Source organism: Neobacillus sp. B24, from assembly GCF_055381825.1.
Genome location: NZ_AP035777.1, coordinates 4778527 through 4802447 on the forward strand (window position 1 = coordinate 4778527; position 23921 = coordinate 4802447).

General features: G+C 40.4%; 17 protein-coding genes. 2 read left to right on the plus strand and 15 right to left on the minus strand.

The features are described 5' to 3' along the window. Positions 1-17 precede the first annotated feature (17 nt). From ACZ43M_RS23745 to ACZ43M_RS23775, 7 genes are all read right to left on the minus strand, one after another. The gene (locus tag ACZ43M_RS23745; RefSeq protein WP_464504977.1) at positions 18-1853 is read right to left on the minus strand and encodes a multiheme c-type cytochrome; all 1836 of its coding nucleotides are present in this window, start codon (positions 1851-1853) and stop codon (positions 18-20) included. Between the two features lie 215 nt (positions 1854-2068). Further along, positions 2069-3307: a cytochrome c3 family protein gene (locus ACZ43M_RS23750; protein ID WP_464504978.1), complete on the minus strand. Its 1239-nt coding sequence runs from the start codon at positions 3305-3307 to the stop codon at positions 2069-2071. A gap of 259 nt (positions 3308-3566) precedes the next feature. After that, positions 3567-4772: a cytochrome c3 family protein gene (locus ACZ43M_RS23755; RefSeq protein WP_464504979.1), complete on the minus strand. Its 1206-nt coding sequence runs from the start codon at positions 4770-4772 to the stop codon at positions 3567-3569. A gap of 97 nt (positions 4773-4869) precedes the next feature. After that, positions 4870-5835 (minus strand): 6-bladed beta-propeller, encoded by a 966-nt coding sequence (locus tag ACZ43M_RS23760; RefSeq protein WP_464504980.1) that lies wholly within the window; start codon positions 5833-5835, stop codon positions 4870-4872. A 16-nt stretch (positions 5836-5851) separates the two neighbouring features. After that, complete coding sequence (locus ACZ43M_RS23765; RefSeq protein WP_464504981.1) at positions 5852-6559, minus strand: tetratricopeptide repeat protein; 708 nt, start codon at positions 6557-6559, stop codon at positions 5852-5854. A gap of 96 nt (positions 6560-6655) precedes the next feature. After that, complete coding sequence (locus ACZ43M_RS23770; protein ID WP_464504982.1) at positions 6656-7816, minus strand: cytochrome c3 family protein; 1161 nt, start codon at positions 7814-7816, stop codon at positions 6656-6658. Positions 7817-7851: 35 nt separating this feature from the next. After that, positions 7852-9252, minus strand: coding sequence for a cytochrome c3 family protein (locus tag ACZ43M_RS23775; RefSeq protein WP_464504983.1), 1401 nt, complete (start codon positions 9250-9252; stop codon positions 7852-7854). A 604-nt stretch (positions 9253-9856) separates the two neighbouring features. On the opposite strand from ACZ43M_RS23775, the gene secA reads away from it, so the two are divergent. Further along, entirely contained in the window at positions 9857-12370 is a 2514-nt protein-coding gene (secA, locus tag ACZ43M_RS23780) for a preprotein translocase subunit SecA (RefSeq protein WP_464508101.1), read from the plus strand. 698 nt (positions 12371-13068) lie between these two features. Further along, positions 13069-14631, plus strand: coding sequence for an IS1182 family transposase (locus tag ACZ43M_RS23785; RefSeq protein ID WP_464504984.1), 1563 nt, complete (start codon positions 13069-13071; stop codon positions 14629-14631). Positions 14632-14755: 124 nt separating this feature from the next. Here ACZ43M_RS23785 and ACZ43M_RS23790 read toward each other — a convergent pair whose 3' ends face one another. The 8 genes from ACZ43M_RS23790 to ACZ43M_RS23825 form a co-directional block, all read right to left on the minus strand. Then, positions 14756-15316 carry a Uma2 family endonuclease gene (locus tag ACZ43M_RS23790; RefSeq protein WP_464504985.1) on the minus strand — a complete coding sequence of 187 codons (561 nt, stop codon included), beginning with the start codon at positions 15314-15316 and terminating at the stop codon, positions 14756-14758. Between the two features lie 116 nt (positions 15317-15432). Next, positions 15433-16590, minus strand: coding sequence for a DUF5667 domain-containing protein (locus ACZ43M_RS23795; RefSeq protein ID WP_464504986.1), 1158 nt, complete (start codon positions 16588-16590; stop codon positions 15433-15435). A 114-nt stretch (positions 16591-16704) separates the two neighbouring features. Then, positions 16705-17109, minus strand: coding sequence for a cytochrome-c oxidase (locus ACZ43M_RS23800; protein WP_464504987.1), 405 nt, complete (start codon positions 17107-17109; stop codon positions 16705-16707). Positions 17110-17333: 224 nt separating this feature from the next. Further along, positions 17334-18182 carry a DUF1028 domain-containing protein gene (locus tag ACZ43M_RS23805; protein ID WP_464504988.1) on the minus strand — a complete coding sequence of 283 codons (849 nt, stop codon included), beginning with the start codon at positions 18180-18182 and terminating at the stop codon, positions 17334-17336. Positions 18183-18522: 340 nt separating this feature from the next. Further along, a complete protein-coding gene (gene hpf / locus ACZ43M_RS23810) occupies positions 18523-19062 on the minus strand; it encodes a ribosome hibernation-promoting factor, HPF/YfiA family (protein ID WP_464504989.1) in 540 nt (179 codons plus the stop codon). A gap of 364 nt (positions 19063-19426) precedes the next feature. Then, on the minus strand, positions 19427-20152 hold the full coding sequence (locus ACZ43M_RS23815) for a phosphoribosyltransferase family protein (protein ID WP_464504990.1): 726 nt from the start codon (positions 20150-20152) through the stop codon (positions 19427-19429). Positions 20153-20168: 16 nt separating this feature from the next. After that, on the minus strand, positions 20169-21608 hold the full coding sequence (locus ACZ43M_RS23820) for an ATP-dependent helicase ComFA (protein ID WP_464504991.1): 1440 nt from the start codon (positions 21606-21608) through the stop codon (positions 20169-20171). A gap of 202 nt (positions 21609-21810) precedes the next feature. Beyond that, the gene (locus ACZ43M_RS23825; RefSeq protein WP_464504992.1) at positions 21811-23886 is read right to left on the minus strand and encodes an LTA synthase family protein; all 2076 of its coding nucleotides are present in this window, start codon (positions 23884-23886) and stop codon (positions 21811-21813) included. Positions 23887-23921: the final 35 nt, after the last annotated feature.

Here is a 23921-nt window from a genome sequence, read left to right on the forward strand (position 1 = left end):
TTCAAGTGTAATATATCCTATTTCCCAGGTGAAGGTGCATGGGCAGCTTCAATTACTAAATTCTTATCCCCGCCATGGCAGGATGAGCAAGCTTGATCGTCTTCATTTTTGTGTCCGTTGATAAGTTCCCCATTAGCCTTCTGGGCTGGGAAAGTTCCAGTTATGCCGTAAATCACTTTTGTACCGTCATGACACTTCATACAGAACGCACGCTCATCAGAAGCCGTCCATGTGTCAAACTGTGTCGTATATTTATCTTTATCATCCGGTTTCAGATTGCCGATATTCTCCTTTAACATCATGATGTTATTGGAGCCATGGGTTTCGTGGCATTCTGAACATGGGAGACGGCCATTTAACTTACTGCCGCTGTCTACAGATGCTGTAATAATATGTCCCGATTTGCTAGGATCGGTAAAGGCATCATCTTTGTAATATTGCGCAATATTTGAAACACCATTCGTGCCATTGTGACATCTTAAGCATAATGAGAAATCATCCGACTTAACTTGTCCTGATTCAGAATCGTTACTTGAGTAGGATCCGACTTTTTTATATGAGTAGGTTTGAAAATGAGTTCCGGAAGAATCCGTAACTGATGCACCTTTTAGTCTGTTAGGATTTTCCTTGGACCAGCCTTCGTGCGGGTTATGACAGCTTGTGCAGGATTCAGTATCCGAAATTTTTCCCTCTGCATGCGTGTGTTTAGAATCACTATATTTATCTGGAATAGGTGTCCCGGTGCCATTCGTTCCATCATGGCACGCCATACATAGATTATTTTTTAAACTTCCATACTTGCCGCCTTCAAGGGTAGGACTTTTCCCATTATGGGTGCTATGGCAATATGCACAAGAATTGGTTACACCAGAAAAGTCGCCATGAATATAATCTTTTGGCCTGCCATTTGATTCATATTGATATTCTTCATAAGTACTGATGGTCGTAAATTTAAAAAATCTTGGGACAATATTTTTTTTTGCATCATTTGAAATATTTGAATCAATATATACATGATAAGTTGTATTTTTTTCAAGTTTTTCCGGTTTGAAGGTAAATACATATTCCTTCAATCCATCTTTAACCTGGGCAGTTCCACTTGGAGTCCCTTCAATATCCCCTACTTTAGGTACAACCGTTATTATAGGTTTTTCGGTGGATAATGTCCCGGCAGTTCTGATGACGATTCGAATCTGGTAACCGATCGGCACCTGTGTCATATCATCAGCTGGCAGGACTTTTCCTGGGTCATTCCCTTCAGATGGGACGAGACTTATATCACATACAAATGGACGGGTCCCAGTATTAGCAGTTGTATCAGTTGTATCCGCAGTACCCTGGGGTGCGTTCGTGTTGTTAGATGCTGAAAGCAAGTCGCTGTTTAACCCCTGAATGCCAAAAGCAACCCTATCTGTTATCAGGGAAGACTTCACGGTAAAGTTTTGGGTTAATTCCGTAATGTTCCCTGTTTCATCCAAGGCCTGAAAAATTAAGGTATGATCTCCCTCGCTAAATTCCTTCAAAAAGGAAAATTGTGCATATTCACCCATGTTTGTTATCATACGTTTTCCATCATCAGTAATATCAATCGGCTGTTGGGAACTGTTAAGCTTTTCAAACACTTTTAATGATAGTTTATCTGAAGGCGTGTTGTCGTCAGATATTTTCCCGGTTAATTCAACCGTTGATACCGTAAATTCAGAACCTCCCTGCGGGGAGATCATTGTGATTTCTGGAATACCAGATTCCGAAAAAACATGTGTTTCAGGAGAATATAAAAGGAGGGAACTAATAAAAACGCTCCAAATGACAATATACGAAAATAGCTTCCGCTTGTAGTTCTTCCTTTTCATGATATTCATCCTTTTCTCTTTGCCACATAAATAGCAAAGGGCTTTTTTTTAATTATATCAAATGAATTTACATTAATTTTCATTGTTAAGTTAAAAATTTTTGACACTTTCAACTTATAGATGAATAATAAAACAAGGCAACAATAGTGCTATTGTCACCTTGTTTTATACAAAACCTTTAGCTAACAAATAAGTATACTATTTGTTGGCATTTTTTATTTAATTATACTCTTACCAGAATAATCTCCACCAGGAACTCCAGGTCCTGGATATGTGCTTGTTCCTGGGGTATTAGCAATAGCATGCGTAGATTGGTGACAAGCCCAACATACAGCCATGTTTGTAAATCTCTTTAAGTTTGATCCGGTTTTGCTTACATCTTTCATATAAGCTCTAGCTTTAGTGTCATCCCAACCTGGTTGTTTAGCAATATCTGCAATGTTTTTACCAGCTGTATCTCTTAATAATGTAATATCCGTACCGTGAGCATAGTGACAAGATGTACAAGCCCTACCTGACTTCGTACTGCTTGTAGAGTGAGTATACAAGTGTGCGCCATTATCCGCTGTCATAGCTCTGGCTCCATCTTCTCGACTTCTGTAATAATCGGTATGGCAGCTACCGCAAAAGGCAGAGTAGTTTAATCTGTAGTTCCTTACATCCTCTACCGATACTCCGGCTGCCGGACCATTAGCCTCTGTATAAATACCGCTTGATTTATAAATTTTAATTCCTGACAAGTTTGTAGCATTATTGATTTCTGAATAAGTCGGATCAAGTTGTAAATTTAATTTTATTGCTTTTTGTCCCAGTGGGATTGTACTGGCTTTTGTAATTGTTTCAGTATAACCCACAATACTGACATTATATTTGGCACCATATTGATTTTCAGCTACTTTTTCATTTAACAAACGATCATTGGCAGATCCGTGCGGATTATGGCAGCTTGAGCATTCAAATGTTGCCGTAGAAGTGTTTTTTAATTTCGCGCCGTTTGTATCATTTTCTATATTTGTTGCTCCAGGGGCTGCTTTTTCATCTAAATGAGAGGTAACTTTATGCATGGAAGCACTTGCATCTTTAGAAAACATTACCCCTGCTTCACTCGAATTATAAACGTTATAGAAACCTAACGTTCCATCATGGCACGACATACAAAGGTCAGATGCTCCGCTCTTCATTAACAGCATTTCATCTTGCCCATTGTGCACACTATGGCAGTTGGAACAAGAGTTTGTGTTGTTTTGGAAGTTACCATGTGTTCTTTGTGAATTGGTGTCTCCGTTGTTATCAATGGTTGCATTATTCAATGTGTCTGTTGGATTTTGTAAGTTAGTTGTGTCAAAATGACCATCCACTGGACCTTCAGTCCCAGCTGCAAAGGCCAGTCCGCCAAACATGCTCAGCAAAATAAGCATGAATAGTGCAGATAAGCTAATTTTCAACTTGCTCATTTCAAAAAACCTCCCTTTTAAATCTTCTCTCTCTTTTTGTTATATAAAGATGTAATTGCTAATGTTGTTAATCACCTCCTAAGCAGTAGTTCCTATTAATTATTTTTAATAAAGAGTTTGCTATATTCTAATAACATACCACTGGAGGAAATAAGTCCTTATCCATCCCTTTTTAAATACCTTTTTTTAGTAATCAAATTATTTAGAACAAGGTAACAAAATAATTTTGTTACCTTGTTCTACATTAGCTTTTGCTTAATTAGTTACCAACAATTTTAGATCTTCCTAAGATCTTTCCATCTGGGCCTTTAATATTTGGGTCAATGGTTGTTGAGATACTCGTACCATGGCAAGCAAAACATACTGCGAAGTTGGTGAATTTCTTCAATGAAGAGCTAACTGGACTAATATCTTTCATATATGATGTAGCTTTTTCTGGAGTCCACCCGTATTTCCCGCCATTATTAGTTGGTTTTGTATAATCAGCCACTGTATTTCCAAGAGCATCCATTAGTGTTCTTTCATCTGTACCGTGTGCATAGTGACATGCAGCACAGTTTCTACCTTGCTTTGATGAATTAGTAGTATGCGTATATGCCCCATATTTCTCATGATCAGCAGCATAAGCCGTATCTCCTGCGCTAGGTTTTCCTGGAGCAGGATTTTGATTGGTCCCTACATTTCTCTTTGCGAAGTAGTCATCGTGACATGCTCCACAGAATTGTGAATAGTAGACATCACTCTCAACCAAATTAAAAGTTTTATTCGTAGTCGGACCCGCTGATTTTGTAACTTTCACACCGTTTGGTCCAGTTGCATCATTGATAGCTTTAAAGTCATCATCATTTGTTAAATTCAGTTCGATTGTTTTAGTGCCTGTTGGAGCAGGTGTATTTGCATTATCTTTAGCAAATTTATTTCCATTCACTGTTTCATTCAATAATCTATCATTTGCCGATCCGTGAGGGTTGTGGCAGCTGGAGCATTCTAGTACATTTGTTGATTTGTTCAGATAAGCTCCAGGAGCAGTTTTAGCTTTTATACCATCACTAACATTGTGCATAGAAACGCTTGTGTGTCCTTCTGGCTTAGCTTTTCCTGATGCATCAACATCAAATACTCCGGCTCCACTTGGATCTTTAACATCATAAAACCCCATTGTGCCATCATGGCAAGACATACAAAGCTCTGTATCTCCGGATTTCATTAACAACATGTCGTTTTGTCCATTGTGTACACTGTGGCAGTTTGCACAAGCGTTCGTGTTGTTTTGAAAATTACCGTGAGTCTTTTGTGTTCCCATTGAGCCATCGTTGTTGACATCGGCTGAATAAATATTCGGTGCCGGATGAGTCGATGTCGGGACAAATGATGGATCCGGAGCTGCCGCGAAGGCACCAACACTGAACATGCTTAATAAAATAAGCATAAATACTGCTGATAAGCCAACTCTTAGCTTACTCATTTCTAAAAACCTCCCTAAATTCTCTCTCTTTTTTTAACAGACAGGACAGCGTAAGTAGTGACCTTACCATCCATCACCTCCTTAAAGAAGAGAAATTTTATTTAAAGATAGACACCCTTTGATTGACTGTATCAGTCACATATAAATGATCATTATCATCTATAAAAACACCATTGGGAAGATAGAACTTATCATTAGCAGTTCCCATCCCCCCTAACTCATATAGTTCTTTCCCGCTCTGGTCGAAGACATATACAGTATGAGAGAGATTATTAGCTACATATAAATTACCTTTTGAATCGACACCAACACCTCTTGGATTAAGGAAAGTTGGATTACCTTTTCCGTCTTTTGATCCGTTTATTGATTTGGTATACTTGCCATCTTTATCAAATATTTCAACTCTATTATTCGCCGAATCTGATACGTAGATATTATTATCAAAATCAATTGTAACGGCATTTGGTGCAATAAATTTCCCCTCGGCATCCCCAGGCCCGCCAATCTCTAGTAATTTCTTCCCTTTAAGATTAAAAACAAAAACTTTATTTGCTTTAATATCCGTTACGTAAAGTTTTTCATTAAATATACGCAGTCCACCCGGGGCTTTAAGTACCTTTTCCTTATCATCAAAGTATTTGATGAATTTGCCTTTTGCATCAAAGATGGAAATATTGGCACTGTCCATATCAGCAACATATATATGTCCATTTTCATCTCCAGCAATTCCATACGGAAATGAAAATTCACCTTCCTTTGTTCCTTGTTTTCCAAATTTGAAGGCCACATTTCCCGAATCATCAAAAACTTGTACATCACGACTATTGGCATCAGTCACATAAATATAATTGTCAACTTGTGTAACATCCATCGGTTTCTTTAGCGGTTGATCAAAGTCCCCGTACAATGAGTTTAAAAATGTCTTTGGCCCTCCCGGTTTAACACTTGCAACAACCGGTTTAATTAATTTTGAGTCCAAATGAAAAATAGAGACGATTGCAAAAAAAGCAACGGAAAGGGCAACAATTCCACCCATTATTAAATACACAGTCCTCTTTTTCATGTGTGGTCAACTCCTTCTACTTGTTGTCTTTTAGTTTTGCATCGACCCTATCCAAGCCTTGAGATGCGGGTTTATATAATGGGTCGTAACTTAAGGCCTGTTTAAAAAATTCCTCGGCTTCTTTAAATTGTCCTTGATCTTCTTTTACTCTGCCAATTTCCGTAATGATATCCGTGTTTGATGGCATAATTGTAAGTGCTGATTGCAATGATTTTATCGCCTTATCATATTGTTTTAAATTTCGATAGACCATCCCTGACAATAAGTGTGCCTGAAAATTCTTCGGACCGAGTGCTTCCGCTTTTTGTGCCATTCTTGCTGCTTCGTTGTATCTTTCCATAGAATTATAGACAAGCCCAAGGTTAAAATAGGCAGCGAAATTTTTGTTATCAAGGTTTATGGCATTTTTCAGTTGCTTTATGGCATTATCGGTATCCCCGTAAATGAAGTAGGAATAGCCCAGATTCACGTGGTTATCAGGATTATTAGGTTTCTTGGCTACTAGTCCTTTATAGTAATCAATTTGCTCAATCATTCTTGCTTCTTCTTTATTGGGCCACACATATTTATCGCAGATAAAATACCCTGCTACTAAACTAATAACTAAGGTTGCGACGATTAGCAAAGATGCCTGTAACTTTGTAAAACTTTTCTTTTTTTCCTTCTGCAAATGGGATCTTTCGTTATTATCCGGTTCTGGATTTATTGGCTGTACAGCCTTCATAAATATCCACCTCAAATGTAGTTTAATCTGAATCACTTCTGATAGTTTTATTGATCGTACTAGCCAACAAAACTATCAGAAGTGCAAAATCGCACATTAATCCTTCCTATGGCATTTTTCACAAGTGTTCTGATCATGACACTTATAACATGTTGCGGAAGGCTTCGTAATCCCATTCAATGAAATAGGATGTGTAGCTATTTCTGATACTTTATTATGTGTGGCGGGATGGCAAGTAGCACAGATTACTTGATTTGAAGTATTTGAGCCTAACTTGCTGGTATCATGGCACGCCTTACATGTTCCAATATTACTTCCAGCAAGCTTACCATGGTCATTAAAGAAATCACTGTCATGGCTTGCGGGTTTCTTGGCATGGCATGTCTTACAAAACGTATTTTCCTTAGCGTATTGCGCTGCCGAAATCGTACCGGTGCTCGAACTGCCGTTTTCAATGAATTGTTCAATAACAGTCTTTGTTTGCATACTCTTTATTGGATTATCAGACATATATGAGTGGCAACTGTTGCATTTATCAATATTCTTTTCTGCAAGCTGTCCATGTTCGCCCTTCATAAAGTTCGGATTGCTATGTGAAGCCGGCTCCATACCAGATGAGTGACAAGTTTTACAGGCTGTAGATACATTGTTTGTTATGTGACAACTAATGCATTCTTCCATTTTTGGCTGGGTGTATTTTTCACTCATCATTTGTTTTGCTAGAGTTTCATTCCATTTTTCGTAATCGGTTTTGAATGTTACATTCCGATCAGCAATATCACCATGGGCAACTCCGCTGTGGCACTCAACACATTTGATGTCTTCTTTAATGTGCTTTCCATGCGGAATGATAATATCTCCAGATGTTGTAACATTCCGAGTTTTCATATTGTGACATTTTTCACAAGTCGAATTTGGTATTTGAGTAGGCATATGAATCGGTGCTGGAAAATTGTCGGTTACCTTTTTATATACTCTCACCAAACCGTCCATTTTTGCCTTAGCCAAATTTGCTGCACCTGATTGGATATGACAGTCATTACATTGCAACTGGCTATGTGATGAAACTTTGAATGTCTGCGTTTCCGGCTTCATTTCGTGGCACGTTTCGCAAAAACTTGAACTTGAAGTAGATTCCACTGTCACAGTACCTGCTATTATAAATATTGCGATAAAAAGCAGAGACAGGGTCAAGATTTTGAATTTGTTGCGCATTTTCCTTTCAGGTGCTTGTTGCTCCAATTTGTCCTCTTCCATATCGTGACCCCCTTTATTCTAAGATGATTTGCACCCTAGTTTTTAGATTCACCCTTAAAACCCGTACGATGGCAATTCTCGCAATAGACATCCGTAGGTGCTTTGCCAAGTTCCTGGCCATTAACTGGTTTAGAGCGATCATGACAGACATAACATTCAGCTTTTTGCTGGTCTGCGGAGGCTTGTGATGCATGTCCTGTTAACCAATTGTCGCTTTTCCCGTGACTTGCAGGACGGTCAGAGTGACAGGAGCTGCAGAACTTATTGATACGTGCTTCTTCTTTGACCAATGTCATGTTCGGTGTATATTGGCCGGTTTCTCCTTTGGCATCATTCATTTTTAATAGGGTCATAAGGTCTTCTTTTGGAATTTCACGAACCCAATTGGAATCCTCGTGACAGTCCATACATTTATCCAATTGTTGGACGGCTGTGGTACCATGCGACTGGTTCCACCCCTCAGCCTTATGATCCTTAGGAATGTTGACTTGTTTATGACAGGTTTCACAAGCCATTGAGAGTTTAACATCTTTCTGCTGCTTGCCAATTGCTTGTAGAATTAGGTCTTGTGTTTTTTGATCATGAGCTGTTGTGACTGTTTTCGTATTTTCTCCTTCGGAAATTTCCTCAGTTTTTGCTACTTTGGCTTCACCTGAAGCTTTCTTAGCATTTTCGTCAAGCTTTTTCTCTACGTGTTCCGGATTTGGCGGAACGAGGTAAGAAATTTCTTTCCATGGTTTTTCACCGTTGTTTACTTTGTCATGGCAATCGATACAGGTACCCATGTTTGGAGCGAGGTATTTCTTTTCCATGATTTTTTCGGCTGTCTCTTTAGTGTAATCGCCGCGAACTTCATCAGTATTGATGCCGCGGGCAGCCATTTTCGCGTGGACAACGCCGGCGTGGCAGCTGATACATGGTACGCCTTCTTCAATATGTCCTTTGTGGTTTACCTTTAAGTCGCCCGATGCGGTGACAAGACGATTTTTCGAGTGACATTGCATACAGTTTTCATTGGAAACAGCTTCGTCCTCGGTTTGAACGATTTGCTCAGGCACACCGGTTACGTGATAGTAAACTTCCTTCAGTGACTTCATCTTGTGAGTCAGCATGTTGACTGCACCCGGTTTGATGTGACACTGGACGCAAGTGATGTTGTTGTGGGCACTTGCCGTAAAGGTTGTGTATTCTGGTGCCATTTCGTGACAGCTGGAACAGAATGTCGGCGAGTTAGTGAATTGAATAACCCCGTATCCGCCAGCACCAACAACAATTAATCCGATTAATGAAACGAACATGACTTTCCAACGTGTGACCGGATCCTTCCAATCTATGTTTCTGACTTTCTGCCAGAGTTTGCGGAATAAGCCAACTTTTTGTTTTTCTTCTCTCGATTCGGGATCGGTCTCTTTTTTCTTTTTCCCCCAAATAGCCACTTTCCTCACCCTTCCCATAACTTATTGGTTCTCTATTTATTTTCCATAGTTACCTCTCTAAAGTTAGTATCTAACATTGTGGGAGTATAATCCAATGTACAATTTGTGAATATTTTTTCATGATTTACGTTTAAGTAATTTTACCTAAAAACAACATAGGAATGTTGCTATCAAGGGGTTTAATTAGCACTATTTAGGTAGTGTTTAAGTGTATTAGAATTAATATTTATACATAAATATAGCAATTTTATTCATCCACAATCAGGTTTTCTTTGGAGTTGACTACGGCAGTGTGAATTTGTCATTAACTGTCACTTCGCTGTCAAAATTGACAAAAAATCAAACATCTCCACGGCGTTCCTTGGCAATTTTTCCTGATACAGTAACATTGTTGTCACTCCAAGCCTTAAAATGGTAAGATGGATTATGTATATTTATAGTAATTTTTTAAATGAAAACTCGCCGATTGGCGAGTCCGTTAGGACGAAGACAGAGGAGTAGTTGAATTTATGCGTTAAGAAATATAAAATTTAGTAGAAATTTTATATTTCTTATTAGCCAAGAAATGGTTTTATGAGTCTCGATATAAAGGAGCGTTAATCACATAATGGGGATCTTAGATAAAGTCTTTGATTTGAACAAACGCGAGCTGAAACGGCTGGATAAGCTAGCGAACAAAATTGACGCGATTGCTGCTGAAACGGAACGATTGACCGACGATCAACTACGTGAAAAAACTGCTGAATTCAAGGACCGCTACCAAAAAGGCGAAACACTTGATGATCTATTAGTAGAAGCTTTTGCTGTCGTTCGTGAGGGTGCGCGCCGCGTGCTTGGCCTTTACCCGTATCATGTTCAGCTAATGGGTGGTATTTCTCTTCATGAAGGAAATATCTCCGAAATGAAAACCGGTGAAGGTAAAACGTTAACCGCAACCATGCCAGTTTACTTAAATGCCCTTTCCGGAAAAGGCGTGCACGTTGTCACCGTCAACGAATACCTGGCAAGCCGTGACGCAACTGAGATGGGCCAATTATATGAATTTTTAGGCCTAACCGTCGGCTTGAACTTGAACAGCATGGATAAGGATGAAAAACAGGCTGCTTATGCTTGCGACATTACTTATGGTACGAACAATGAATTCGGCTTCGATTACCTGCGTGATAACATGGTGCTTTACAAAGAACAAAAGGTACAGCGCCCGTTATTTTTTGCCGTTATTGACGAGGTTGACTCGATTCTAATTGACGAAGCGCGGACACCACTAATCATTTCTGGTTCTGCACAAAAGTCAGCGGTACTGTATATGCAAGCCAACGCATTCGTCCGGACTTTAACGAAGGATGTTGACTATACGTACGATGAAAAAATAAAAGCCGTTATGCTGACGGATGAGGGTATCAGCAAGGCCGAGAAAGCATTTGGCATTGAAAACCTGTTTGATATGAAACACGTGACTTTAAACCACCATATTAACCAGGCGCTGAAGGCAAACGTAACGATGCACCTTGATGTCGATTATGTCGTTCAGGATGGCGAGATTGTCATTGTTGACCAATTTACCGGCCGTCTGATGAAGGGCCGACGCTATTCCGAGGGGCTGCACCAGGCGATTGAAGCCAAGGAAGGCGTTGAAATTCAGAACGAAAGCCAGACAATGGCAACCATTACGTTCCAGAACTACTTCCGGATGTATGAAAAATTGGCCGGGATGACGGGTACTGCAAAAACGGAAGAAGAAGAATTCCGTAACATATATAATATGAACGTTGTCGTGATTCCGACAAACCGTCCAATCGTTCGTGATGACCGAGCGGACTTGATTTATGCGTCGATGGAAGGTAAATTCCGTGCCGTAGTAGAGGATATTGCTGAGCGTCATACGAAGGGGCAGCCGGTGCTTGTAGGTACGGTTGCCATTGAAACTTCCGAGTTGATTTCACGGATGCTGTTGAAAAAAGGCATTCGCCATAACGTATTGAACGCGAAAAATCACGCACGTGAGGCCGAAATTATTGCTGAAGCCGGTCACGCTGGTTCAGTGACGATTGCGACGAACATGGCCGGTCGTGGTACCGACATTAAGCTTGGCGAAGGTGTGGTTGGCTTAGGAGGTTTGGCCGTTATCGGTACCGAGCGTCACGAGAGCCGACGCATCGACAACCAGCTGCGTGGACGTTCCGGACGTCAAGGAGACCCTGGTATAACTCAGTTCTATCTCTCAATGGAAGATGAACTGATGCGCCGCTTCGGTTCTGACAATATGAAAGCAATGATGACAAAGCTTGGTATGGACGATTCCCAGCCAATTCAGTCGAAGATGGTGTCACGTGCTGTTGAGTCTGCGCAGAAACGTGTTGAGGGCAACAACTTCGATGCCCGTAAACAGCTGTTGCAATATGATGATGTGTTGCGCCAGCAGCGCGAGATTATATACAAGCAGCGTGACGAGGTTATGGATTCCGAAAACCTGCGCGATATCATTCAAAATATGATCTTGAGTTCGGTTCAGCGCCACATTGGGGCTCTTGCTCCGGCACATTTGGACGAGGAAGAATGGAATCTGCAAGGCGTTGTCGACTATGCCCATGCCTACCTGCTTCCTGAAGGTGATATCACGCTTGAAGGACTGCGCGGCAAGGATACCGATGAAATCGTCGACTTGATTATGTCGAAGGTGAAAGAGCGTTACGAAGAGAAGGAACAAATCCTTTACCCTGAGCAAATGCGAGAATTTGAAAAAGTAGTAACCTTGCGCGCTGTTGACTCGAAGTGGATTGACCACATCGACGCGATGGATCAGCTTCGTCAAGGTATCCATTTACGTGCGTATGGACAGATTGATCCATTGCGCGAATACCAGCATGAAGGTCTAGCAATGTTCGAAGCAATGATTGAGTCCATTGAGGACGAAACCGCGATGTATATCATGAAGGCAGAAATCCGCAACAACTTAGAACGCCAAGAGGTTGCCAAGGGACAGGCCGTAAATCCGAAGGAAGACGGCGAAGTTGTGAAGAAGAAGCCGAAGGTCAACAAAGAAACCGTCGGACGCAACGATCCATGTCCTTGCGGGAGCGGGAAGAAATATAAAAACTGTCACGGAGCGGTACAATAATATAGCTTTTGGTTATAAGGACCGGCGATTACAGAAATCGCTGGTTCTTTTTTGTGGCTGAGATTATGGAATTGTAAATAAAGTTGAAAAATTGTAGATATCCTTTGAAAATTTGTAGATATGTTGTGATTTTTTGTAGATAAGTTCCTAGAAATTGTAGATATCTTGAAGAGATAATTTTTTGGGGCTTAGTCTGGCTGCCATTTTTATGATTTTCTCTCTATCCAGGTGCCTTTGATATCCCTTTTTCTAGTTAATTTATTGATAGGACCAGTTTTCTGGTCAGTCTTTGGATTTTTCTGGTCAGTTTCAAAGATTTTCTGGTCGTTTTACGTTTTTTCTGGTCATTTTTTTATATGTTCTGGTCAACCAAGTTTTTTGCAAAATTAAAAGAGGGTGTCCCAAAAGTATAACTTTTGGCCCCCCTTTTTTGCTTTTATGTCTTTGAAACTGGTCTGTTGATTTCCGCTCCAGGCGGCTTCGCTTTCCGCGGGGTGGGCGGTGAGCCTCCTCGGCGTAAACGCCTGCGGGGTCTCACCTGTCCCACTACTCCCGCAGGAGTCTTCGCCGCCTTCCGCTCCAATCAACAGTGTGAAAAAGTAAGTCATAATTTTTTGTACAAAAAAATAAGAAAATCATTCCATTTGGTATAATGAAGTTACCACACAAACACAATACCGGAAAGGAATGATTTTCTTATGTACATGAATTATACCACGACAGGCCAATTAGTTCTACCAATGGATATTGAGGTCCGAATCCCCGAATATCATCTATGCCGAATTGTAGATTTGGCTGTTGAAAAGATCAATCCAACTATCCTTAGCTCCCTTCATCCAGGCGGTGGAAGACCACCTTATCATCCCAAAATGATGTTAAAAATTATCCTCTATGCCTATGTAAATCGGATTTACTCCTCTCGTCAAATTGCGAAACAACTTGAGGAAAATATTTATTTCATGTGGCTTTCTGGCAGCCAAAATCCGGATTTTCGAACCATTAATCGTTTCCGTTCGAATCGTATGAAGGAAGTCATTTATGAAACTTTCTTTTCGATTGTAGATCTACTTTGTCAAGAAGGACTTGTGAAGCTGGAAGATTATTATTTTGATGGAACGAAAATCGAGGCAAATGCCAATAAATATACCTTTGTCTGGAAAAAGTCTACGGAGAGGTACGATAAAAAGTTGGATGAAAAGTTTGAACAAATCCTCCTATCCATTGAAGAAGTCACCGAACAGGATGAACAGGCCGAGAAGGAATGGGACTTTCAAGAAAAACTGGAAGCCAACCCCATCACAGCAGAAAAAATCTCTGAAACCGTCAAGAAGCTTGAAGAGCGTTTGGAAAGGGATCCGAAAAATAAGATTCTCAAGAAGGCAAAAAGGGTTCTTGAGAAAGATCTTCTGCCCCGAAAAATAAAATATGAGGAACAGAAGGAAACATTCGCTGAACGGAACAGCTTTTCTAAAACTGATAAAGATGCCACCTTTATGCGCATGAAGGATGATCATATGATGAATGGTCAATTGAAGCCTGGATATAATGTGCAGATTGGAACCGAAAGCCAGTTTATCACGGGCTTCAGCCTCCACCAACGTGCAGGGGATCCGGGTTGCATGATTCCACATCTCGAATTACTAAAGCAGTATAATCGTCCAATGCCTAAGAATTGGATATCTGATTCCGGATATGGAAGTGAAGAAAACTATACAAAATGTGAAGAAGAGGGTATCAAGGCCTACATAAAATATAACACCTTCGATAAAGAACAAACCAAGGCTTGGCAGCAACAAGTTGGACGCGTTGAAAATATGACCTATGACGAAGAGCTGGATGAATGGATTTGTAAAAATAATAAACGCCTTGTATTTCAATATGAAAGTCGCAGAAAATCTGATAATGGATACCTATCGATTAAAAGGACCTATCTCTGTATGGATTGTCCAAACTGTCCTTTTCAAGATACTTGTGCAAAAGGAAAAGAAACGAAGAGCATAAAAGTCTCCATGGAAAACCAAAAACAACGGAAGGAAGTCCGGGAGCTTTTATCTTCCGAAGAAGGGGAAAACAAGTATAGACAAAGGAAAATGGACGTGGAACCTGTCTTTGGCCAAATAAAGCATAATCGGGGTTTCAGTCGGTTTTCGTTAAGAGGCCTTTCCAAAATCACCACGGAATGGGGTCTTATTTGTGTTGCCCATAACCTTTTAAAATGGGAATCCGCGTCCAAAAGGCAACTTAAAATAGCCAAAGAATAGAGGGGTTATCCCTCGTTTCGAACACAAAAACCCGCAACACAGACCAAAATTAAATTGAAAATAAAAAACTGACTCAAAAGAGTCGTCATTCAACGACCTTTTGAGTCAGCCTCTAAGGTAATTTTCAAGAAAATAACACGTGCATATTTAGAGCAAAATCTGAAAAAAGACTAGAAGTGAATGTTTCCTCAGCAGTGTAAATCTTGGGTACATCATAACTTCCACTTTCATTTAAAATGTACTGTTCCAAAATTTTTTCATTGGGATAAATTAATAGATACTCCCTAACCTCATGTTTTTGGTATAGGTTCATTTTTTCAATCCTGTCCCTCTGCCATGTTGACGGGGACAGTACTTCGACAATCAAGTCCGGTGCACCTTTACACCCTTTATCATCAAGCTTTCTATCATCACATACGACACTTATATCGGGCTGCACCACTTGGTATTCCTCATTATCATCCGAGGCAGATAGCCTGACATCAAATGGAGCCGAATAAACTTCGCAAGTCTTTCCTTTAAAATAGTTATATAATTCTCCAATTATCTGAGTAACAATTCGCTGATGCTGTCTTGAAAGAGCAGCCTGCAAAATCGGAATACCGTTAATGATTTCATATCTTGGTTCATCCGCCCATGTTAAATAATCAGCGTATGTTACTTTCTTAGGTTGAGGTTGACTCATCAAAGAACACCTCCAATCAATACCATTAGTTTACCATTAATCCCATCAATGAAAAAGCTTCCATATATACAAAATGACCCCGATATCTACCCGGGGTCATCTGCATCTACAAAATATTAATTCTTCCCTTTTCCGTTACCTTTTTCACCTTGATTTCCATGGCCGTTATTAGAATGCTTGTATTGTTTTTCAACGGCCTGCACTTTCTTTTGCTCAGCCTTGGCTTGGTTTTCAGATGCTTTGGCAGCGGCTTGGGATTGCTTTTCCGCGCCTTTATTAGAGGTAGAATTTTGCTCTACAGTTACTTCGGTGGAAGTTGCGACTTCTTCATTCACAACTGTAGTAGCTTGCTCCGGTGTTTCAACGGATTCTTCAATCTCCACAGTATCAGCCTTCTTCATCTTACCCTTGCCTAACGCTTTGCCTTTTTTGTTCTTTTTAGTAACAGCGTCGTCATCTGGAACCTGTCCATCCACCTTTTCTTCAATGTGCTTCTTTTTCTCAGCAAATTTAGCATCTTTCTCTTCAAGCTTCGTTAACTTTTTATCCAGCTTTGCAAATGACTTTTGCAAGTTATTCATAATCGCCAACTGGGCAGTTTCGTTTTTCACATTGCCAAGTGCATTTAATAATCCATTCACGTTATTTAAAAGTTTAACTTCTGCTGTGCCATCTGTGTCAGTGGCTTCAACTTCGGTCACAGCCTCGGAATCAGTTAAGTGTTCGCTTGCTTGCTCCTGAGTGGCAACCGCTTCTTTTAGAAGTTCTGCTGCCTCATCAGTTTTACCATCAACCAAAAGTGCCTTTGATTCCGCGATTCGCTCAGCGGCGTAATCTGCCAAAAGTTTAGCCTCTTTATAATCATCAAAGGTGACCGCCAGACGGATTTTTTCAGCCATGATTTTAACGAAATAGAAGAAATCTCCAGGTACCAAAGACGGTGCTTCCTCTTGAATAGATTGATCTTCTTCAGTTACAGTTTCATCCTGTGTAGTTTGATCTTCTTCGGTAGCAGTTTCATCCTGCACTGCTTGTTCTCCTTCAGCAGCCTGCTCATCGGTTACCTCTCCTGCATCGACAGATACTTCATCAGTGCTGGTTTCTTCAGTTGTTGCCTCTGCACTTGTGTCAGGTGTTGTATCAATAGCTGCTTCTGTTTTATCTACAGCCGAGCCATCGCCTTCCGCAAAAACAGCCCCCGCCCCTGCTGAAAAGATTAATGTTGAAGCTAATAAACCGCTCGTTACTAGATTTGTTAGTTTTTTACCGTTCATGTCGTCATTTGCCTCCTTATTCTTCTACTACAAAATTACGAGCCTTTATCATTTTTTCTGTGGGTTTTTTTTTACGAAAAAGAAAAAACGGCCATTCTAAAATGGCCGCTTTGTTTATACGGATAATTTATTATTTGAATCTAACTTTGCATCGTTTCCGATATGCTTAAAAAGATTGATGGTGAATAAGATGACGCCAACTACCAACACGATGGAACCAATGATGGCAACAGGAAGTGCTGCATTGCTGCCGGTGATAATTTGTGTGGCAATACCGACCATCATGACTGGCAATCCAATGTTATGGAACCAAAAATGCGTTTTCGCCAACTTCGTAGTGGCGGCTTGCGGATAAAAATGATAAATCAGTCCAAAAATGGCCATTGAAACCCAGCCTAACAGGTTAACGTGTGCGTGAACCGATGTTAGCCTGAAATCGTGGATAATTCCCATTGTAATCCCCATCAATACCCCGATAGTAAAATAAATCACTGCTGCTTTTAAAAATGTCTTTCCCATTCAAAATTCCCCCAAAAGTACTATTTTCTATATTTATGTACTTTAACCATTTTATCGGTTTTGGTTGTAATTTCAATAGATTCTAGCGAAAAAATTAATATTTTTACTGTGATTATAGTGTTAAATAATTTTATGACCTTTGACCTATATTTTTCAAATAAAAAACGGCCATGAAAGGAGCCGTGTCATAATTCTAAAAAACCCTCCTTTTACGGAGGGTCTGATTATACTGTGTAACTTTTCATAAATTCCAAAACTTCGAGGTCAATGAATCCTGTCTTCTGCTCGCGCATTTCGAAGTTTTCGGTATGGATGAAGGTTGTTAGGGCTTCATAGACTTTTTCATTGCTTAGTTCTTCTGATGCAAGGTAGCCAAGCCTTGTTAAATGATAAGTGACCTCCGTTTTGACCTCTCCTTCAAGTGCTGCCACTTTTTCAGGCTTCGATGGTGAAAAATAGAGCTGCTGGAGCTGGTAGATTCGGATCAATTCTTTAATCGGGGCGGAATGATCGTCTACCCGAAGGTCGATGTAACGATCATTGTAGCTGCCGTATCCGCCTTTATCTTTAACAACATAAAGAGCGGCTGACTGCTGTCCGCGGCTGTCACCACCTGCTTCCTGGCCAGCGTCTAACGCAGCAAGCAGTTTCTCGGCCAGCGTACCTTCCGTTTTTTGAAAAACTTCCGCCATGGCTTGGACAGTCTTTTCATCCACAAGAATGTTCCCTTGTGCAGCAAAGTTTGGACCGGTTATCCCGCCAGCCCAGTTATAGCAAGCAGAACCGGTAAATGTTGCCGAATTGCCGTTAGCGTCAATGAGACCAACCTGGCGCATTTCTTTGTCGGGGTCGTCTGCTAAGAGCAGTTCTAATGTTTCCTCAGCAGACTTGCCTTGTGCCATTAATTCGAGTCCCTTCGGACCGTAGGCCGTGTTGGCGTAAGATTGCGTCGCTACTGCCCCGGCACCTGCTTTTGCCCAAGGTACCACAGCCCCTACTCCCAGAAATTTAGATTGAACGGCAATGCCCCATTCTTTTTCGATTGGATCATAGCCGACGATAGAAAATGTCATTGGTTTGTCCTCCTTTAATTATTGAGTTGTACATTCTTGGATGTATATTCGCCGTGAATCATGGTTCTGGTAAATCTATTTTCATTATAATGAAGATTCAAAATTTAGTATACCGAAATAATTCGTTTTTATTGAGAAGTGGGAAGGAGATTTCGCTAATCTTGGTATAGTTTTCGCAATTTAATAGGGTTATTTCGCTAATCTTGGTATAGTTTTCGCAGTTACTAGGGTTATTTCGCTAATTTGGATGGGTGTTTCGTGAAGCCCGAATGTTTACGCAAACTTATTTCCCCCACAAAAAAAACGCTGCCTAGGGGGCAGCGTCCTCAATTGGATTCGATTATTGTGCTTCAATTAGGCCGTAGCGGCCGTCTTTACGCTTGTAAACAACGTTTGTACGGTTGGTTACTGCGTTAGTAAATACGTAGAAGTTGTGGCCCAGCATGTTCATTTGCAGGATTGCTTCCTCGCTGTCCATCGGCTTCAGGTCGAAGCGTTTGGTGCGGACTACTTCTAGATCTTCATCTTCTTGTACGTCTACAGAAGTGGTGGTAAATTGGAATGTTTCGACGCCTTTCTCGCGGAACTTGCGGTTCACCTTGGTTTTGTGCTTACGGATTTGGCGTTCGAGTTTATCGGTAATCAGGTCTATTCCCGCATACATATCGCCATTGGTTTCTTCTGCCCTCAGTACTAAATTTGGCAGCGGGATGGTCACCTCGACCTTGGAAGTTTTATCAGGATTGAATCTAAGATTCACATTTACTTTTGCATCAGGTGCTTCTGTAAAATAACGCTCCAATTTGGAAATTTTCTTTTCCACATACTCTCTGATTGCTGGAGTTACCTCAATGTTTTCACCACGAACGTTATAATTCATTTGTGGACTCCTCCTTTGAATTAAGGCTATGTATTTACATTTCTATTTTACCCCATGAATATCCTGCTAAATCGGTATAAAAACTTTGTCGATTTATTGACAAAAACATCAGGTAAATAGTGTTAACATTGGAAACAGAGTTTGACTTTTTCCTGACTTTTTGAATTAAATGAATGATTATTCATCTTTATTGTAATATTAGATGGGACAATTTGCCAGCAAAACGACTTGGCCATATTGTAAGTTAATGTGCCTGATACATATTGCACCATCACTTACTTAGTAATAGGAGAAACCCCCATGATAGGCGTATGTCCACGTGGGGAGGACAATTGTCCACGTTTGGTGCCTGACACCAATAGTCTTATCTCGCTAGTGTCAATGAGAATATCCTCTCTGCTCCTGCTTGCTTGATTAGTTTGGCAGCATGGCGGAGGGTGGAGCCAGTGGTGTAGATGTCGTCGATGAGGAGGATAGTTTTTCCGCGTAAGTCTTCTTCGGTGATTTCGGAGACAAGTTGGAAAACTTGATGCAGGTAAATTCGCTCGGTTCTTGACTTTTTGGATTGTTTTTCTGAGTGGACTCTGGTGAGGATTTCGGAAGGTGTATAGCCCGCTTCCCTTAGTAACGCAGCTGCCTGATTGAAGCCGCGCTCATAGAGCCGCTCGTCACTTAATGGGATCGGCACGTACGTATCTGCGTTCATTTTTTGGATTTGTGTCCTCATGTACTCCGCAAACACCTTTGCCAATACATAATCACCTCGGAACTTATACTTGGCAATAACCTCTTTTAAAAAGTCATTATAGAGAAAAATTGACTGATTTTTTTCCAGAAACCCCTTCCATTCAGGATCCGCCTCCCAGCGGAAGCAGTCGTGACACAGGTCGCCATCACGGAATTTTTCGTCAAGCAGCCGAAACGGCCGGCTACAGACTTGGCAGGTATCTCCATCAATTTTTTCTAGTCTCCCTTTGCATTCAACGCAAACTAATTGTACCTTTTCAGCCGAAAAAATTGCTTGCCAGCCGACATCTGGGATAATCGGTTCATGGCAAATCAAACATCTATTTTGCTGGAATAGGTTCAAAGAAATCAACTCCTCTCTAATCAATCAAGCCCCGTTTGACACCTTCACGATTCATCGAAATAATTTGCCGGCGGGCCTTTAGCATCACATCTGTTTTTCCATAATGAAAAAAGGTCACCACCCCATCAGGATAATCTTTGCTGCGCCCCGCCCTTCCGGCAATTTGCACCAAAGCACTTTCGGAAAAAATTCGATCATCTGCACCAACGACCGCCACATCAATATTGGGAAAAGTGACACCTCGCTCAAGGATCGTCGTTGTCAAAAGTAATGGCACCTCGTTATTCCGCATCCGCTGAACTTTTTCCTTGCGTTCAGGGTCTTCGGCATGAACCGTTTCGACTTTCGGATCCAGCTGACGCAGGATTGGCAGGGCTTTTTCCATTAACGCTATATGAGGGAAGAAGACTAGTACTTGCTTGTTATTCTGTAGCCGTTGTTTAATCCATTGAAGGACGTTTGCTGGCAGACGGTTCTTTCCAAGCTGTTTTTGCCAGTTGCCGCACCAAGCAAATTCGGGCACTGGCAGCGGATGGCGATGGAAACGGGCGGGAATCGTGGTGAAGGCACGTTTGCCCGTACGGCATTCCCTTTGCCATTTATCATTAGGGGTTGCGGTTAGATAAACCATCGCTGACTCAGGTTTTCGTGCATGGATGGCGGCATATTGAAGCGATTCCTCTACCGTATAGGGGAATGCGTCAACCTCGTCCAAGATAAGAGTGTCAAAAGCATGGTAGAAGCGGAGAAGCTGGTGAGTCGTCGCAATTGTCAGCGGCGCAAAAAGATGGCGGTCCTCACTGCCGCCATAAAGGCTCGCAATCGGAATCTGCGGAAAGGCCTCCTTCAGCCTTGGTATGAGTTCCAGAACAACGTCGGTTCTCGGTGTGGCGATACAGATTCTTTTTTTCGCAGCAAGAGCGGCCTCAATCCCCGCGAACAGCACCTCTGTTTTGCCAGCGCCGCAGACAGCCCAGACCAGCAATTCGTTTTGGTTTGTGATAGCCTCCACTACCTTGTCCGATGCTGCTTGCTGCCCCTGTGAAAGTGTCCCCTGCCACGCCATAATATTTGCCGGGGGTATAGTGTCTGGCACTGGGCCATTCCAACCAATAAGCGGCGTGCACTCGCCAATTCGCCCCATCATCAGACAGTGCCGGCAATAAAGACAGGTCTCGCAGCACCGTGAACACAGGAATGCCGCGAACCATTGTGGGTCGTGGTTCCCGCACCGGGCGCAGATGGGCATTTTCCCGTTTCCATACTCAATCCCTTTGCGGTAAGTAATATAGCCATTATCATAATGTGCTTGAATTTCTTCGAGTGGAAAAGGAATGTCATCTAGGAGGAGCTGTTTGCCGGTTAGTAGCTTTTGCAGGTCACGGTTGTATAGGAAGTCAGGATTGGAAGGTAGCTGGGGAATTGTTGGAATTTGCGAGATTCTGAGTGAATCCATAGTACAAAACCTTTGGGTGGTAAGTTTATTAGTATCTATTTGAAGAAACACATATAAACACCTCTCCTTTAAAAGATAATATTTTATGAATTATTTCGCTGTTTAATAGTAAAATCCTGCTAATTGTCAAATATTCGTTTTCTTATATAAAATGCCAGGCAACTGCCTGGCATTTACTTTAATTATTGTCACAACTATAATTTTATTTATTGTAGAGTATATCCCTACTGTACTGTTTACCCACTAACAAATCATACTGGATTAATTCGTAATCCTTTAATAGTTTTTTTTGTTCTTTTGTTAGATGATTTGTAACATAATTTTGATTACCGTCTATTTGAACAGTTGCTTTTAAACCTGGAAGCTGTTCCTTTAGGATATCCAATAAATTATAGAAAGGGGGATTCTTCAACCCTGCCAGTTCATAGACAGTTGGTCCAAAGTATACTGGGCTTAGAGCGTTTAATTCTTTTTTTTCTAAATCATAATTAGAGTAAATTAACAGAGGTGTTTCAGAATATTTCCTTTCATATTCATTTTTATCCTTTTTATCCCCATATTTCGCAACTTCATATACCCCTAGATTTTCCCCCAGAATTGGTAAATGGTCACCCCAGAACACAACAATAGTCGGTTCATCCAATTGTTCGAGACTATCTACCAGTAACTGTAAGGCTTGGTCAGCCTGTTTAACACCTTCAGTATATACCTCCATCTTTTCACTTAAATCTTGAGGAAGACCACTGACACTAATTGTATTTTTTTCATACCTTCCAGCGTTATAATCAAAGTGATTTTGCATTGAAACAGCGTGGATAAATGCAGGTTTATTTTGCTTGTTTAATTGGTCAATTATTTCATTGGTTAGGGATTCATCAGATATAAACTGGCCGGATTTTTGTCTATTCTTCATATTATCCATATGCAAAAATTGGTCAAATCCAAAGGTTTGATAAACAAGACTTCTCTTGTAGAATATTTTATCAAATGGATGGATCGCGACCGTCCGATATCCACTATTCTCCAGATCACTAACAATAGTTGGGATAAATGACTTTCTATCAATAATATCTTGGTAAGGAAGCGAACCGACCTTTAAGAAATAATTGGAGAATCCTGTCAAGGCTTCAAATTCCACATTGGCAGTACCTCCCCCGAAGGCTGGGGATAAATTGTATCCCCAAGTATTGTTCTCCATTAACTTGCGCATATTTTTCAATGGATCTTCACTAAATTGTACAGTGGTAAGTTTGGTTGGATCCCAAAACGCCTCATTCATAAGAAATATTATATTTGGCTTTTTGGGGAGTTTTAGGTCATTGGTATTAATCGTTTGTTCTCTTTGATACTTTTTGGCAATTGATATAATTTTGTCCTTTGTATAACCATCTGGTTCCTCAAAAACATCAAACTGAAGATTTGAGAGAAAACCAAAGATGAATCCATTCTTATTGTAATTATCTAATTGGTTCCAAACAATAGGTGCCACACTAGATTGTAATACGAACTTGTTCATAAAACTTTTTTGATAAAAAATTAATGAAAATGCCATAATAGCTGATATTATCAACAAAATAGCCCTTGCTAAGATGGGCATTTTACCACTTGGCATATATTTTGCTAAGTAAAAAATAATAGCAAAAATAATAACTGCCAGTAAAAATTTTACCGGAGAAATATAATCCTTTAACATCGGTATAACTTGACTAATCTGATTTAACTGACTAAAATCTGAAGGATATAAAGGTTCTAATCTCAAGTTTAATTTATTATAATGGATAAGACCTATTACAAAAATCATTACCCCCGTGATTATCGAACTGATATAAATATTACCAAGTAGTGAAAATAAAAAAAGATAGATAAAAAACAACAATACCGTCCCGACCCAAAACACACTTTTATTTTCCAAAATCCATGTTAGTGTATTAGGAGATTCTTTTAGCATTTGAAAATAAACCAAAAAATAGCCAGTTAACAAAGACATCATCATTGAAATCAAGAGAATATATACAAAACTAAAAACCGAAACTGCCCACCGATAGGATTTTCTTAGTTTCTCTATTACAAGCAATTGTTGTTTTGAAATCAACATTAATATTATAAGAGTAACTATAAGCAAGAGCCCAAACTTCTTAGTGTTTTGTTCCACCCAAATTATAGTCAAATCAATATTAAAAGAGGTAGAAACATATTTGTAGAATAATACCACAAGCAAAGAAATTAGACTATTTATTGTGATTGATAAAAATATATTATTGATCCTTTGCCTCCTCATGATGTCCTCCCATGTTTATATAAATCAAATTACAA